Raw genomic sequence first — 16,229 nt, 5'->3', positions numbered from 1 at the left:
CAGTTATACCATTCACAATATTATAGGAGGTTAGAAGTATGAAGATGGAAGCGATGGATCGTAAGGAGATTGAATTGAAGCAGGTGTTGGAGCTGTCACTCGGCTCCCCCATCGGCATGCTGCGGGCATTTCCTGTAAGGATTAAAGAAGGCAAAAAAGCGATCGCCGTCGTCTACAGCGCCGATTTTGATATTGATCCTTATGCGGAGATGTTCTTTTTTCCGACGGACAATTTGAAATTGGTGCTATTCACGCCAGAGGGCGAGATCTTATGGAAACGCGACTTTGGTTCTTCCGTTATTCCAGGAATCTGGTTTTGCCCGGTTTTCCCATTTGATCTGGATGGGGATGGTACGGATGAAATCTGGTTCGTCAACAATCTGAATATGCAGCATCAGCTTAGTCTGCAAAGCAGCTGCCTGGAACGTATTGACAGCAGCACAGGAGAAACCATCGGGCAGTATCCGTGGGTGTACAGAGACACACAGCAGCCTATGTCCACACAGTACCGTAATTTCATTGCCGGAGGTATGGTTAATGGCGAGCCAGTATTGGTTACGGCACAAGGTACCTATGGCAACATGTATTTGCAAGGATGGAATTCGGATATGAGTCCGCGTTGGGAATTTCAGGTAGGCAAGGATGACCTGGGTGCCAGAGGCAGCCATTTATGTCCAGTCGTTGATTTCAATCAGGATGGTGTGGATGAAATTTTTTGGGGGGAGCGATGCATTGAGCTGAATACCGGAACCGAATTATTTTGTGCCGATCGTGAAAGCTATAAGGGACATTCCGATATCGTTCAACCGATATGGGATGCCAAAGAGGAGTCGTGGGGCTTGTATACGATACGCGAGACCGACCCTTCAGCTTCGCCGCGCGTCATTGTATACGATACGGAGGGACGTCGTGTGTGGGGAGAAGTCGACCATGGCCATATGGATATGGGCTGGACCGCACGCCTGAAGGATGAGGGCGAGCATGTGGCGATGGCGATCCGTATCGGAACCAAAACATGCGGTCCCGATGGCCGCTTCCATCAGGACCGCGATGAATTTACCTTCGACGCGTCGAGCGGGCAGCCCTATGAGCTGCCATTCAGCGTCTACCGGATGGTGCCCGTCGACCTGAACGGCGACGGGTACCACGAGCTCGTCCGCGGCATTCCCGGCGGGGACGGGGAAGTGCTGGACCGCAGCGGGCGCTCGTACGGCAAGGTTGGCGGGTCGGTTGCGATGGCCTCGCATTTTCTCGATATGCCGGGCGAGCAGCTGCTCTGCTTTTATCCGGACGGCATGATCCGGATCTGGGTGGACGCTAACGCCAAGGACAGCGAGCAGGCGCTCGCGCGCTACAGCCATCCGTATTATATAAACAGCCAAAGACTGACGGCTGTCGGCTATAACTTGTGTTTGATGAGCGGAATATAAGACCGCGAATCGACAACTAATCGACAATGGCTGATAGCAGTATCACCCTTTAACGGCACCAGCGGTAACACCCTTCGTAATTTGCTCATTAAACATCGCATAAATAATAATCGCAGGAATCGAGGTCAGTACCATTACCGCGAACTGTGAGCCGTAATCGGAGGAATACTGGCCTGCAAAATTCATCACGGAGAAAGGCAGCGTCTTTAAAGAATCCTTGCTCAGAAAGGTTGCAGCCATAATAAACTCGTTCCAGCATGTTAAAAATGTAGTTACGGCTATCGTTACCAATGCTGGCATCGTGAGCGGCATAATGATTTGAAAAACAATCCGATAAATGCTGCAGCCATCCATAACAGCCGATTCTTCGATAGCTGAGGGAATGCTGCGCAGAAAACCGGATAAGATGAAGGTTCCGAGCGGAACCGAAACGGCTGTGTAAGGAATGATTAATCCGAGATAGGAATTGGTCAAGCCAATGGCTTTGAAAATGGCAAAGTTCGGGAGCAGCGTGGCGTGAATCGGAATCATGATCCCTAACAAAATCACGGTAAAAAAGAACGAACGCATTTTCCACTGCATCCGTGTGAAGGCGTAAGCCAGTGATAAGGACAAAAATACGGTTAAAAGTATCGTTACCGTTGATACCAACACGCTGTTGAATAAATATTCGGGAAATTTGCCGTCTACCCATGCGTTCACATAGTTTTGCCATTCCGGCTGGCTTGGCCATTTCAAAATACTGGAGGAGAAAAAGTCGCTGCTGTTAAGTAACGAATAATTGAACAACCAGATTAACGGGAATAACTGCCCGAAGGCTACCAGTATAAACAGGATCCAAAGAATCGTTGTATGTTTGCTTTTCATATCTGCCACCGCCTAATATTCAGCTATGTCGCTGCGAATCATTTTGTTGCTTACATAGGTCGCGATTAAACAAACGAGAATAAACAGGATCGATATCGCGTTGGCATAGCCATACTGGCTCGCCGAGAAAGCTTTGTTATACAAGTAAACAGCCAGAAACTGTGTGGAATCACCGGGACCGCCATTCGTTGTCAGAAACACGGTTTCCATTTGCTTGAGTGCTGTAACTATCGCGAGAGTTACCTGAACAGCAATGACCGGCGAAAGCAGCGGAAGTGTAATTTTCAAATGCAGCTTCAGTCCTGAAGCCCCATCCAGATGAGCGGCTTCATAAAGCTCCTCGGGAATCCCTTTGATTCCGGCATAATAGAATAGGAGTCCCCAGCCAAACCCTGCCCAAATTAAAATAAACAGCAAAGAACCAAGTGCAGTACTCGTATCGCCTAACCAGGCATGCTGCAAAAATCCAAGCCCGATCGTATCCAGAATTTTATTGAAAATCCCGAAATCAGGGTCCAGGATGCTCAACCACATTCTGGAGATGACCACCACAGAAATGACACAAGGAATGAAAAAGATCGTACGAAACACCTTCTCGGCTTTGCCGCCGATACGATCCAGCAAAATAGCGAAGGCTATACAGATCGGATGCTGCAGGACAATACAGCCAATACCAAGCAGGAGCGCATTCATTAATGATCTCCAGAACCGCGAATCCTCAAACAGCAATTCCTGATAGTTTTGAAGTCCAACCATTTTAACGTCCGTACCTGGGCCCAGCGTATCGGTGAACGAATAATACCCACTAAGCACAATCGGTGCCAGAAACGTAACCATAAATAACAAAATACCTGGAAAAACAAACAGGAAAATAGCCATCTTGTTGCCAAGCACCTTTTGCATGGTACCTCACTCCTTCCACTTGGATCCGTCAAGGACAGGCAGCACGGCCTGCCCTCGAACAATCCCTCTATCTCTCATTCCGAGCTTATTTCTTTTGTTTTTCCGCTGATGCCTGCAATTCAGCAGTCAGTTGTTCCGGTGTAAATGTGCCTGCAAAAAACTTGCCGAATGCATTTTGAACATCATCTTTAAATGCCGGTGAGCCGTAATCGATAAATGAAGCTCCAGCAGTCGAAGAAGCCTTAACCAGGATATCAGTGAGCTGCTTTTGAACCTCACTTTCTTTTCCGGTTAAATTGTATTTTTGTGCAGGTACAGCGGCGCCGGTTTCCCAAGCATATTTGGCCCATTGATTCGCACTCATTAAATAATCAAAAAACTTTTTAGCTTCATCCGGATTTTTGGAGGAAGTTGTAACTGAATACCCGCCGCCGTTCCAGGCCAGCAAATCGGATTCTTTACCCTTGCCGCCTTCGACTACAGGGAACTTGGCAACCCCAAGATTACTGCGGAACGCTTCCGGCAATTTATCATTGGTCGCCATCCCCGCTTCCCATGAGCCCATAAACCACATAGCTGCTTTGCCTTGTGTAAACAGATTTTGTGAAGCGCCGTAATCAGCAGTCATGAACGAATCCTGGAACATCTTGACGTCCCGCAGCTGACTCATGAGCTGGGCAGTCTTTAGAAAGCTGGCATCCTGTGCAAAAGTTTTCTTTTGATCGACAGCGTCCAGGATCAGGCTTTGATCACCGCTCACACGCTGCAGTATATTTTGGTACAGCAAACCGAAGCTCCATAAATCTTTACCATTGATCGACATCGGAGTAATGCCTTTGGCCCTGAACGCTTTGGCCACGTCCAACAGCTCATTGTAGGTTGCTGGAACCTTAATTCCGTTATCAGCGAACATTTTTTTGTTATAATAAATCACTTCGTAATCGCTGTTTCTCGGAAGTCCGTAAATTTTCCCGTCAAATTCAAACGATTTGTAGACGCCGGGAAAAAAGTTGTATTTGTCACCTTCATACTCCTTGGCATTCAGCTCTTTCACATATTTGGCTTTAACGAGCGTACTGAGCTCAGCACCGCCATGAACCATGGTGACATCAATCGGTTCGTTGGATGCCATGTAAGCCTTCAGCTTGTTTTTGAATGGCTCCTCGGCTAGTGCTTCCACATCAATCTTGATATTGGGATTGTCTTTGATATAGCTGTCAATAGCCATCTGCTCGGCAAGTCCTTGTCCGGATTTGCGATCCGGCAGGTTGGAAAATAAACGCAGTGTAATTTCTTTTTTTGTACCGGCAGCTGCCGGGCTTGGTGTACTTGAAGCTGGACTTGGCGTTGTTTTCGTATCAGTGCTGGCTCCGCAAGCTGCTAATGTCCCCACCATAGCCACAGCCGTTGTGAGCAAAGCAGCCTTAACCATTGGATTCGTTTTCTTCATAAGTGAGCTCCCCCTGAATAATAAATTTGAATGTTTCGCATGTAAGATTCGTTTGTTACTTGGATCATAGCAAAGTGTTCGCTAAGAAACAGTAGAGAAAAAACGGGTAAAGTTTAATTTTATCGAATGTTGGAGTACATACGTTGTGAAAACTGCTGCGGGGATATACAATACAACCAGAATCAGTATCATACATGGAGATGATCAATATAGGAAAGCTTTATTTAAACCTGAGCATTAAATATAAAATCTTCATTCTCTTTTACTTGCTAATTGTAGTCCTTTGTCTAACACTGGGCTATTATTCCTATCAAACCTCCAGTAAAGAAATTATTAATAAGGTCAGTACCACCAATCTCGGGATTATTAAAGAAGTGGACAACAATATTGTCATGCTGCAAAAAAACATTGCGGATTGGGTAACGGTATTCAGTCTCGCATCCGAGGTACAAAGCCAGCTTCAGAGCAATCTCGGTACGTCCAACGAGCTTGAAACCACCCTGTACTCGGGCTCGTCCGCGTCAATGATGAACCAAATGCTGCTCACTCGGAACTTTGATTATTTGGCTCTGTACGGAAAGGGTCCTGCCCCTCTGTTTCAGGTATCTACCGATGATAGCAGCGGTGCCAACCAGTTTATTCACATTCAGGAAAGTCCGATATACCGTAAAACCGAGGAGCTGAACGGTGCCTCATACTGGTTTCCGCTAACGGACGATAACAACGTGTTCATTCAGAATAACCGGAATGAGAAAATCGGAATGAGCCGGATTGTCCGCAATGTTAGCGATGGCAGCACGATCGGGTTCATTTTTGTGGGGATTAACCAAAATACGATCCGTAACCTGTATTTAAAAAATTTACATGACCAAGACCATGGCATTGTCATTCTCGATCAAACCGGCTACCCGTTGTTAAAGGCGGGCAAAGACTTTTTTAGCAGCAACAACCCGGATTTGTCTTTTACAGCGACAAGGCAGCAAAGTGAGTCCGGTTCCATGATCATCAACAGCAACGGGGAGAAGCTGCTGCTTTCATACAGCGGTATCAATGAAAACGGTTGGAGTATTCTGTATGCGGTACCTCTGGCTTCACTGACACATGAGCTGGACTCGATCAAGGTGTTTGTTATCGTATTAATTTTGGCATGTCTGCTTCTCAGTATTCCTTTTATGTTTATCCTGACTTCGATTTTGACTGCACCCCTGCGTCAATTGCTGCTGTCGATGAAACGATTTCAGAATGGCCATTTTGACGAACGGGTAGATATTAAATATAGAGATGAGATCGGGGAATTAAGCCGCGGGTACAACAGCATGGTAGCTAACATTAAAGCCTTGATCGACGATGCCTATGTGCTTCAGCTCAAAGAAAAAGAAGCCGAGCTCAAGGCGCTTCAATCACAAATCAACCCTCACTTTTTGTATAACATGCTGGATACGATATTTTGGGAAGCTGAAGCAGCCGGTCAAAGCCGGATCAGTGAGATGATTGTTAACCTGTCCCGATTGTTCCGTTTAAGCCTGAATCGCGGCAAAAGCTTTACCAATGTCAAAAAAGAAAAAGAATTGATTGAATTGTATTTATCTCTGCAGCAAATGCGATTCAAGGATCTTTTGGAATATCGGGTTGATATCGCGGATGAAATCGAGCCTTATGTTATTTTAAAGCTCATTCTTCAGCCTTTTATCGAAAATGCGTTAATTCACGGCATTGAGCGTAAGCGCGGCGGCGGAATTGTATCGGTTAGCGGCTCTCTGCAGGGCGATACCTTGCGATTTGTCATTGAAGATAACGGACCTGGCATGGATGCGGCAACGATTCAACGGATACTGGCAGAGCCTGCCGACAGTGACGTGTACACGGGACAAGAAACCAGTGGCTATGCGATCCAGAATGTGAATGCCAGACTGAGGCATTATTACAAGGAAGGTTATCAACTGAATTATGAAAGTGAACTGGGTCAAGGAACCCGAGTAGAAATTATAGTCCCTGCCATACCCGATACCCAGGAGGAACCACGCGTATGATCCATTTAATGATTGTCGATGATGAGGAAAGAGCCCGCACAGGCATACGTTCCCTGATTGATTGGACGAAGCACGATATTGCAATCGTTTGTGAAGCCAGAGACGGGGCTGAGGCCCTCGAGCTGTTGAACAATGTTCATGTCGATATCCTGCTCACCGATATACGTATGCCGGAGATGGACGGGCTTTCCCTGATTGAACATGTAACGAATGATTATCCCCATATCAAATGTGTGATTATGAGCGGATACGATGAATTCGCCTATGCACAGAAAGCGCTGACGATCGGCGCCAGTGATTATTTGCTTAAGCCAAGCCGAACACAGGAAATATTGGATACGGTTCTTAAGCTTAAAGCGATCATTGAGGAGGCACGCCACCAGGAGAATACGTTGGAAAAGCTCAAAGTCGGCTTTCGCGAAAGCTTTCCGCTTTTAAAGGAGAAGACTTTAAGTCGACTGGTGATGACAGATAATCCACCGTTCGAGCGTCTGCTGGCCAATCTGCATATCAATGGAGAGGCGTTCCCCCATCTGTTTTTTGGAATCATTGTCTTACAAATTGATAATCTGCATATGCTGCAGCGAAAGTATGATCAAGAGGATATCGAGCTGTTCAAATATGGTGTCAAGAATATAGCTGAGGAAACGTTCTCTGCTTTATTTCGATGTGCTGCATTTGAACATCAGGATGATATCATCGTTATTTTAAATACAGAGGATTGGACAGGCAGCGATGAATTGAACCAACACGTCGCAGAAGTACAGCAGCATATTCGTCAATATTTGAAATTCACGGTTTCAATCGGTATAGGCAGCTTTGATTCGGGGATTAACCATCTGAGAATTTCGTATCAGGAATCGATCCGGGCGTTGGATATGAAATATTTTATCGGCATCGAAAAGATTGTTGATTACAAGGAAACTGTCGATGATGATCCCGTTCACACCTCCTACCCTTTATCCCAGGAGAAAGCAATAATTCAGGCTGTAGCCACAGGTGATCAGAACGCCATTGCGGACAGGCTGAACGCATTTAACGAAGCGCTTAAGCCAGCCAGCACCTCGAAAGAGCATATTCAAAAGTCCATGCTTGCGCTTGTGTTTGCCTTGTACCGTTATTGTATCGAAAAAAATATTAATACGAATGACGTATTCGGTGAAAGCCTTACAGAGCTTACCCATATTATCGAGCATTCCAGTATGGATTACATCGTACAGACATTAACAGACGTATTATTAAAAGCCAGTGAGCAATTACATGTGAAAAAAAACAGTAATAAAATGTTCCAATCCGTACTTGATTATATGGAGCATAACTATCACAAAGACATCAATAGGGAAACCGTAGCCCGTGAAGTTTTCATTACTCCCGGTTATTTAAGCTTTCTGTTCAAGCAAGAGCTCAAAACCAATTTTCTCGACCATCTACACAAAATTCGTATCGATCACGCCTGCAGACTGCTCCACGATCGAAGTATGAAGCTAAGTGATATTGCCCATGCCGCTGGCTATAACGATGAAAAATACTTTTTTCAAATCTTCAAAAAGTATATCGGCATGACACCTACCCAATACAGAAACAATCTGGGCGCGGACTCCTTGTAACATAGAGTCACTAAGCAGACAAATAAGGGATAACCAATGGTTATCCCTTATTCCATACGCCTATTCATCTGCAGCTGCTTATTATATACGAAACAGTATGCTATTGCAGCAGCTCAATGTCACTCCAGGTTTTTGACCGATTCTGTGTCCAATTCGTCACCGTATTGCTATACAATTGAATGGTGTAGATATCACCTTCGTTGTCTCGGTAAAAGGAAAGTCCATCGTCAGGGGCCTTCGACAATTTCCGCAGCTCCAGTGTAGGCAATACCTCGTACAAGCCGTCTTTCTGAGGGTCAATGAGCTCACTGGTGAGAGAGTTTAACCCTGTAGAAGGGTCGATTCCCAGCTCGTTCGTGTAAGACTTGCCGTACAGCCTTACAATCAACCTTCCATCGGGTTCAACTGGATTTCTTGTAGGACTGTTAAATCCGAGCGGGCTGATATCCTGCTCATTCCAGACTTCGTTGGCAAGGCGTATATTACCATTTATGTCCATAAGCGCCAGCAAACCGGAGCCGCGGAAATAAAAATCCCTGAAAGGCATGCGATCTCGTGCTATCCAAACCGAGCCGTCGGTATTTTTGACAACATGCTGTGGCTTGTAAAGATAATTGGTGACTGGACGCAATTGTCCATCTATAATCGCGAACAACTGATAGCGGCTGCTTGGCGGTGGACCTATTACGGCTATCGGGAAATAGGTGTACACGGCAAGCAGCTTTCGCTTGCTATCGATCTCATACAACGTACCTTCAATCTGCAGCTTGGTATCGCCGAGAATCCCTTGTTCCTCTTTACGCAGCTCTCCAAGCTGGAAGCCTTCATAGGTGAGGCTGTTGCCCACACGTTCAATTGCAACCTTCTTCCCCTCATAGGCTCCAGCCTGTGCATCCTGAGCGGCCTTGTCACGAATATTTTGTGCCTGCTCCTTCTCGATCCATTCCGGTTTCGTTTGCAGCTTTTTATCGATTTTCATCATGGCGTAGGTTTTATAGTCTTTACCCATGGCATCCACATACAAGGCTTCGGCATCATCATATACAATTTGCTGGAGCACTTGGTCCTGACCGCTCCATATCGAAAGTCCTTCTTCAAGGCTAAATTGCAAATCCATCATAAGTCGTGTATGAGCAAACGTCCATGTCAGCGGCATGTAGGTGACATCCCTGAACTCCAGGAACGGATATTCTTCCTTATCGTTAACAATTTGTGCACCCCATAATTGAATGGGAGCGGTGGCAACCTTGGCCGAATAGGTACGGGTCAACAAGTTTGCTGCCTTGCCACTCTGTATGTACTTTGTTTTATCAAGAGCCGGGTACATCCAGTAAGGACTCGTGCAGCAGCTTCTGTAAATCTTCAATCCTTCGGCTGCGGTCCAATCGATATTCAGCTCAAGCTCTTGCATCAAATCCCAGTTTAACGGTATATAGGTCACGTCCTTGTACACCACGAATGGATAATCCAACTGCTTGTTGTTCATCATTTGACCGTTAACCTTCACGGGGAATTTCGCTATGCTAACTTGAACAGAGCTCGATTCCGCCATAGCTATACCTGACCACAGGCACCATACTAGCAGCGCTCCGAGCCAGGTCAACATCGTTTTCTTTAACATGTGCGCTCGCCTCATTTATACATATATTTTTCCAGCTATGCGTTAGACGCAAGATGTGTCAGAAAAGTTCTTGAGGACGAGTTAAGAAGCCTCCAGCTCACACTTGTCAGCGTGGAAACTGGAGGCTTCAGAATGGATACATTCAATTCGCCGAGAGTAAATCTCTCATGCCTTCGCTTGCAGCGGCACGGTATAATGAGCTGAATCGATCCAGCTGCGGTCCGAAAATTCGCGCCCACGGACCACAACCTTATCCTCATAGATCTGCACATACATGCCCTGAGCAACATTATCATTCCCGGAGCTGCGGGTTTTGCCAACCGAGGCATTATTGAACCAATGAAACGAGTTGTCCTGGTTATAATGATTCTCCGTGGCAAAATTACGGTGCGTATGACCGGACAAAACAAATACGTTACGGTACGGCTTAAGAACCTCACGGAATTCCTTGGCCCGGACCAGCTGATGCGAGCCTCCATCCATACCCGGTGCTGGCAGCGGCTGATGAATGAACACAAAAGCGGGTTTCCCGTCCTCATGCTGCTTCATCTGGTTGCTCAGCCAAGCCAGCTGTGCATCCGAATACCAGGCCCCTTCGCCATATTCCGGTTTATCGCCAACATAAGCTTCCTGAGACACCAATATGAAATGAAAGCCACCCATCCAGAAATCGGTATATGGTTGATCCTTATATCCGAAAAATTTCATAAATCGCTCTTTGGCCATAGCATCGCTTTTGCCGTTGGGCATGGTTTCCTTGGCAAACTCGCCTTTCTTATCTAACCATATATCATAGTAGTCATGATTTCCCATATTGGCATAGATCGGAGGCAGCTTGTAACCGTTTAATATTTTGCGCAGCAGCTTATAGTCCGTCTCACGCCCCATATCCGTCAGATCTCCACCTAACACAATACATTCCACCGGAGATTCAAAACTGCTGACGTCTTTCAATGCGGCATGCAGTTTATCTGTCATTATCGAGATCCCATCGGAAATATGCAGATCACTTAACAGGAAGAAGGACAGCAGCAGCTTATTCGACGTCGGATTGGCTGTTTGCTCGGCAGGGATAGGTGTAGTTGCAGCTGTGGAATCAGATTCGGCATGCAGCGGTTTTTCATGATCAAGTACATACTTCCATATCGTACCGCCTCCCGCGAAAACCGCCAGGATGGCTAGCATTCTTTTGACAAATTGCCTTCGGGACATCATATGCATCCACCACCTGTTCTATCTATAAATCAGACGATAGCAGAATTATAGCATACAAAGATTAATCATTTCTCAATAAATCTAAGATTGCCTGAATTTAAACATTCCATCCCTTAATGAGCTATGGGAAGAATGACCTCAACCGTTGTCCCCTCGTTTTCTATGCTGAATACCTCTATCGCTCCTTGATGATTTTCAATAATCTTTTTACTCACCATAAAGCCTAGTCCGGTGCCTTTTTCTTTGGTTGTGTAAAAAGGTTCCCCGAGTCTGGACAGAATATGTTCAGGAATACCAAACCCTTGATCAATGAACCGGAGCAGCAGGTTTTCTTTATCTTTACTTTTCAATTGAATCACGATCGTGCCGCCTTTGGGCATAGCTTCAATAGCATTTTTGATGAAGTTGATACAGACTTGCTTCAATTGATTTTCATCGCATAAAATATGAGTCGTCTCCAGCTCGAACTCGGTAACAATTTGCACATTGTTCATGATCGCTTGTGTCCCCAATAAGGTGGTCACTTGACCGATGAGCATGCGAATATCCTTACGCTCATACTGGACCGATTGCGGCTTGGCGAGAATTAACAGTTCACTCAAAATCATTTCGATCCTTTCGATTTCAGACGAGATGATATCAAAATAGATTTGCTTCTGAAGCGATCCCGATTGCATGAACTGTACAAAGCCTTTGATAGCCGTAATTGGATTACGGATCTCATGCGCAATTCCTGCTGCCAATTGACCGGCTATCGATAATTTTTTGGAATTGATCACAAGCTCTTCTGCTTGCTTTTGCGCAGTGATGTCTCTCAGGATAACAGCCCAGCCATGAATATGATCGTGCTCATCTCGCATACCGAAGCTGGACAGCATGATAGGAATGACCGTGCCATCCTTTCTGCATCTGACGGTTTCATACCCTGTGAGCGGCTCATCTGATTTTGATATCTTCTGCCTCATATCCATCTGGGGCGACAAATCAGGGAGCATAATCGGCAGCTTCTGAATGGAGAGGCCTATAATTTCGGCGGCTGACCATCCAAAAACCTTTTCAAATGCATGATTGACTCTGGACACCTTTTCTTCAAGGTTTACAATTAGAATCGGGTCAACATTATGATCAATAAAAGATTCCAGCTGGTCCTTAGCTGCATTCAGCTCCTGAACCACTCTTTTTCTTTCACTGATATCGCGGTACATTCCCATGATCCCAACAATTACGCCTTGTTCATCACGTACAGGAGATAAGGTTCCGCTTACTTCGATGAGACTTCCATCTTTACGCAGTCGGATCGTTTCGAAGCCTATAACCGAATTACCGGATTTCACTTGATTCAAGTTGAGTTTTACAGATTCCTTGAGATGATCGGGCACGATCAAGAATACCGAGTCAGCACAAATAATTTCATCCAGACTCCATTGAAACATGCTCTCAAAGGCGGCATTGGCTTCTATAACCCGATCCTCAAGGTCAACCACCCATATCGCATCAGCATTATTTTGAATCAACGATTCCAGTCTGTCCTTGGTTTTCCTCAGCTCATCCTCAGCTTGCTTGCGCTCTGAGATATCCCTTCCAACGCTAAATAATTTGGTGATTTTCCCATCACGATTTCGGATTAACTTCAAGGTGGTCTCGATCCAAATATAGTGTCCATTTTTATGGCGGGCTCTGCAGGTAAAGATATCGACCTCCGAAATGGGAAACAGTCCGTTATAGATCAAGAATGCTCGATCTTCAGGATGCCAATAATCGGTCGTAACGGTGCCAATCACTTCCTCAGGTTCATAGCCCAGTATAGTTTTGATAGCGGGTGACACATAACGGGTAATTCCATCCGGCGTGCTGTATGAAATGATTTCCTGAGCATTATCTGAAATAATCTGGTACAGCTCCTGACTTTCCTTCAGCTGTAACCATAATTCTTTTTGTTGGGTAATATCCTTGGCAATTCCGTAAACCCCCATCACCTGATGGTTCACGATGATAGGAATATGTGTCACATCGAAGCTGATACAATTCCCGTTCTTATCTAACGCCTCAGTCTCATACCGTTGAGTAAGTCCCTTTGCTGCCAGTGCAAAATGGTATTCTACCTTCTTGTTGTCTTTAGGATGCATAAATGTGCGATAGTTGACCGAATTGTGCTGAATCTGCTGATCTGTATATCCGATAAGTCTCTCCACCGAATGGTTGATTGAAGTAAACGTACCCTCCAAATCCATTGAGAAGATCAGATCGGGATGATGCTCGAATAACGATCTGTACCGTTGTTCACTGTATAATAGTTGGCGTTCTTTCTCCCGCAATCCTTCTTCAGCCAACTTATGAGTGGATACATTAATAAACTGGGATATAAAAAATAAGGGTTTGCCTTCCTCATCCCTAACTAAGGAAACTGTTAATTGAAGCCATGTAATAGAACCTTGCTTATGAAAAAATCGTTTTTCCGTCTGGTACGATTCCCGCTTGTCTTCGATTAATTGGTTCATAAGCTCATGATTAAGCACTACATCATCTGGATGTGCAATTTCTTGAAAAGCGATTCGGGTTAGTTCGTCTTCCGAATATCCTAACATGGAGCATGCGGAAGCATTCGCCTTAAGAACCGCTCCATTTGTTGCTAAGAGAACCATCCCAATCGGTGCGTGCTGAAATGCCTGAATGAATAATTCATCCGCAAAACGATAGTCGTTGATCATAGGTCCCTCCCCGTGTCACAAATCGAAATAAGCTTTTAGATAGCTTTCTAGCAGGGTTACCTTCTTTCCTGCATCGACGATATTTATTTGTGAATTTGTATTTGGAGGCAAATGCTTGAAGTTTGCCTACACGAGCAACTACAAATAAACCCTTCATAGATGAAAGGGTTATTTGCACCTTTTAAATTCCAAATTATGTAAATTATCACCGTAATTTGGAATCGGTTATACTTTGCTCAACCTATTTGAGCCATCTCGGTGACCACCAGTTCCAACTGCCGAACAATTTCATTAAGGAGGGAACGACAAGCATTCTAATTATGGTCGCATCAATCAGAATAGCTGCTGCGATACCGATCCCAAGCTGTTTAACCCCGACAACGTCGGCAAATGCAAATGGTCCTGTCACCACAATCATAATTGCGGCTGCTGAGGTTATGGTTCTGCTCGTTGACGACAACCCGATGAGAACGGCGCGATCATTGTCTTGTGTATTTCGGTATACTTCAAAGATTCGCGATACCAGGAACACCCCATAATCCATACTGATACCGAAGGTCAGTCCAAATATAAATACGGGAATCATGATGGCGATACTGCCCGGTTCCATTCCCATATTCCCCTCTTCAAAGATCCATACCAGAATGCCGAATGCGGCTCCCAGACTCAGGAGATTCATCACAATGGCTTTAAGCGGAATAAGCAGGGATCGGAAAGCAAAGAATAATACCAAATAATTGGAAATCACAATAAATAAGAGCACGTAACCAAGATTGTGAAATATAGCATCAAAGACTTCCTGCTGGTACTTGGCCTCTCCACCCAGCACATACGGTAAATTTGCAGATGCTCCGGTCTGCTCCCGTTGTCTGAGCCAGTCCATTACTTGTTCCGAAGACGGGCTTCCTCTTAATGTCACATGGATCAGCATGTGGTTTTTATTCACAAATCGCTGCAGCACCGATCCATATGGGTCCTGTGGCAGCGGCTGCTGCTGAAACGATGCATCCAGCTTTTCAGGAAGCATGCCCAAGGTGGAAAAAACAGAATCAACACGTACAACACCGGGATCCTTTTCCAACATTTGAACAAAGGCATAGGCCTCCATCCAATCTTGTTTGTTCAGGTTATCGAATTTCCCTTGCATGACCATAACTATAGAAGAGGTCGAAGGAGTAACGAAATGGGCTTGATAAACCTCGGCAGCCTGACGAGAACTATAGACAGCAGGTAAAGATGACGCGTCTGGTATGGCAAGCTTCATCCTGCTTACAGGCAGCAAACAGCCGATTAGCAATAATGAAGCCAATACAAGCATACGGACCGGTTTGTCCATTACAAAAAGCGATAGAGAATACCAGATATTCTTTCTTCTGTTTGCTGATTTATTGGACAGCGGCTTACTTTCCGCTTGAATGGCGGGCCATAAGAATGACAGCATCGCGGGCAATAAGGTAAAGGTCAAACAAACCGAAACGACTAATACGGTCATCGCTCCTACAGCAACCGAAGTGAAAATAGGAAGTGGAATGAACAGGGTTCCCATTAAACCTAATAAAACACTGAACGCCGAGAATAAGACAGCCCTTCCAGCTGTCTTCATGGCTGTAACCATCGCCGGCTCAGCTGCTTGTCTCTCTAATTCTTCTCGAAATCGACTGACCAGAATTAAGGAGAAATCAATACTCAGAGCCAGTCCGACCATAGGGATGACATTAAACACAAAGTTGGAAAGCTCAAGTTGGGTACCTATCCCATACATCATCCCCATAGTGCTGGCTACCCCTATCATACCTATAACAACAGGGATCATTGCAGAAACGATTCCTCGAAAAGCAAACCACAGGATAATAAAGGCGACCGGTATGCCGATCAGCTCAGCTTTGCGCAAATCACGTTCGCTTGCCCGGTTCACATCGTCCTGAACGACAGATTTCCCTGTCATGGTTACCATCATATCCTGCTGATTCAGCAAACGGCTATGCATATTTGCCAGTACGGGCTTCAGCTGATAAGGCTTATAGGAAAAGGAAAGAAGTGCATAAGCGTAATTACCTTCAAGCATCCCCTGCGTCTGGAGTGGCGATATCACTTCAGTTAGACCGTCAATTCCACGCAATTGATCTAAGGATTGTTCGATATAATGATGAAACCTCTCCAGCGATACGAATTCTTTTTTTTCAAAAACAAGCATGATCGGGTCCTCGGGTATATGAAAATCAGCAGACAATAGCTGCTGAACCTGAACGTAGGCTCCATTCGGGAGCAAACCGTGATCCTTGAGGACCGTAGGCAGCTTGCTTGCGTAACTACCAAAAAAGAGCAAAAACAAGGCCCAGAACGATATAACAACATTGGGATAGCGGTAAGAGATCAGCGCAAGCCTGTGAACTCCCAT

General features: G+C 45.4%; 10 protein-coding genes. 3 read left to right on the top strand and 7 right to left on the bottom strand.

The window, feature by feature from the left end; translation table 11 throughout:
* Window positions 1-38: 38 nt before the first annotated feature.
* A complete protein-coding gene (locus BK127_RS08210) occupies window positions 39-1,430 on the top strand; it encodes a hypothetical protein (protein ID WP_076229530.1) in 1,392 nt (463 codons plus the stop codon).
* A 42-nt stretch (window positions 1,431-1,472) separates the two neighbouring features.
* On the opposite strand, the gene BK127_RS08205 is transcribed toward BK127_RS08210, so the two are convergent.
* From BK127_RS08205 to BK127_RS08195, 3 genes are all read right to left on the bottom strand, one after another.
* Window positions 1,473-2,297 carry a carbohydrate ABC transporter permease gene (locus BK127_RS08205; protein ID WP_076229529.1) on the bottom strand — a complete coding sequence of 275 codons (825 nt, stop codon included), beginning with the start codon at window positions 2,295-2,297 and terminating at the stop codon, window positions 1,473-1,475.
* A 12-nt stretch (window positions 2,298-2,309) separates the two neighbouring features.
* A complete protein-coding gene (locus BK127_RS08200) occupies window positions 2,310-3,200 on the bottom strand; it encodes a carbohydrate ABC transporter permease (protein WP_076229528.1) in 891 nt (296 codons plus the stop codon).
* An 85-nt stretch (window positions 3,201-3,285) separates the two neighbouring features.
* Window positions 3,286-4,650: an ABC transporter substrate-binding protein gene (locus BK127_RS08195; RefSeq protein ID WP_076229527.1), complete on the bottom strand. Its 1,365-nt coding sequence runs from the start codon at window positions 4,648-4,650 to the stop codon at window positions 3,286-3,288.
* A 200-nt stretch (window positions 4,651-4,850) separates the two neighbouring features.
* Here BK127_RS08195 and BK127_RS08190 point away from each other — a divergent pair, with 200 nt between their 5' ends.
* Together BK127_RS08190 and BK127_RS08185 are read left to right on the top strand one after the other, a co-directional pair.
* Complete coding sequence (locus tag BK127_RS08190; RefSeq protein ID WP_179097421.1) at window positions 4,851-6,680, top strand: sensor histidine kinase; 1,830 nt, start codon at window positions 4,851-4,853, stop codon at window positions 6,678-6,680.
* Window positions 6,677-8,287, top strand: a complete 1,611-nt coding sequence (locus BK127_RS08185; RefSeq protein ID WP_076229525.1) for a response regulator — start codon at window positions 6,677-6,679, stop codon at window positions 8,285-8,287. Before BK127_RS08190 ends, BK127_RS08185 begins: the two co-directional genes overlap by 4 nt.
* Before the next feature lie 100 nt (window positions 8,288-8,387).
* Here the strand turns inward: BK127_RS08185 and BK127_RS08180 are convergent, their stop codons facing one another.
* The 4 genes from BK127_RS08180 to BK127_RS08165 all read right to left on the bottom strand — a co-directional run bounded on the left by BK127_RS08180 (window position 8,388) and on the right by BK127_RS08165 (window position 16,229).
* Window positions 8,388-9,908: a hypothetical protein gene (locus tag BK127_RS08180; protein WP_076229524.1), complete on the bottom strand. Its 1,521-nt coding sequence runs from the start codon at window positions 9,906-9,908 to the stop codon at window positions 8,388-8,390.
* 165 nt (window positions 9,909-10,073) lie between these two features.
* On the bottom strand, window positions 10,074-11,123 hold the full coding sequence (locus BK127_RS08175; protein WP_076229523.1) for a metallophosphoesterase family protein: 1,050 nt from the start codon (window positions 11,121-11,123) through the stop codon (window positions 10,074-10,076).
* 113 nt (window positions 11,124-11,236) lie between these two features.
* A complete protein-coding gene (locus tag BK127_RS08170) occupies window positions 11,237-13,831 on the bottom strand; it encodes a PAS domain S-box protein (RefSeq protein ID WP_076229522.1) in 2,595 nt (864 codons plus the stop codon).
* Between the two features lie 241 nt (window positions 13,832-14,072).
* The gene (locus BK127_RS08165; protein WP_076229521.1) at window positions 14,073-16,229 is read right to left on the bottom strand and encodes an MMPL family transporter; all 2,157 of its coding nucleotides are present in this window, start codon (window positions 16,227-16,229) and stop codon (window positions 14,073-14,075) included.

The sequence above is a fragment of the Paenibacillus sp. FSL H7-0331 genome (genome assembly GCF_001956045.1).
Note: the sequence above shows the minus strand (reverse complement) of the source record. Positions and strands in the feature narration are given on the sequence as shown.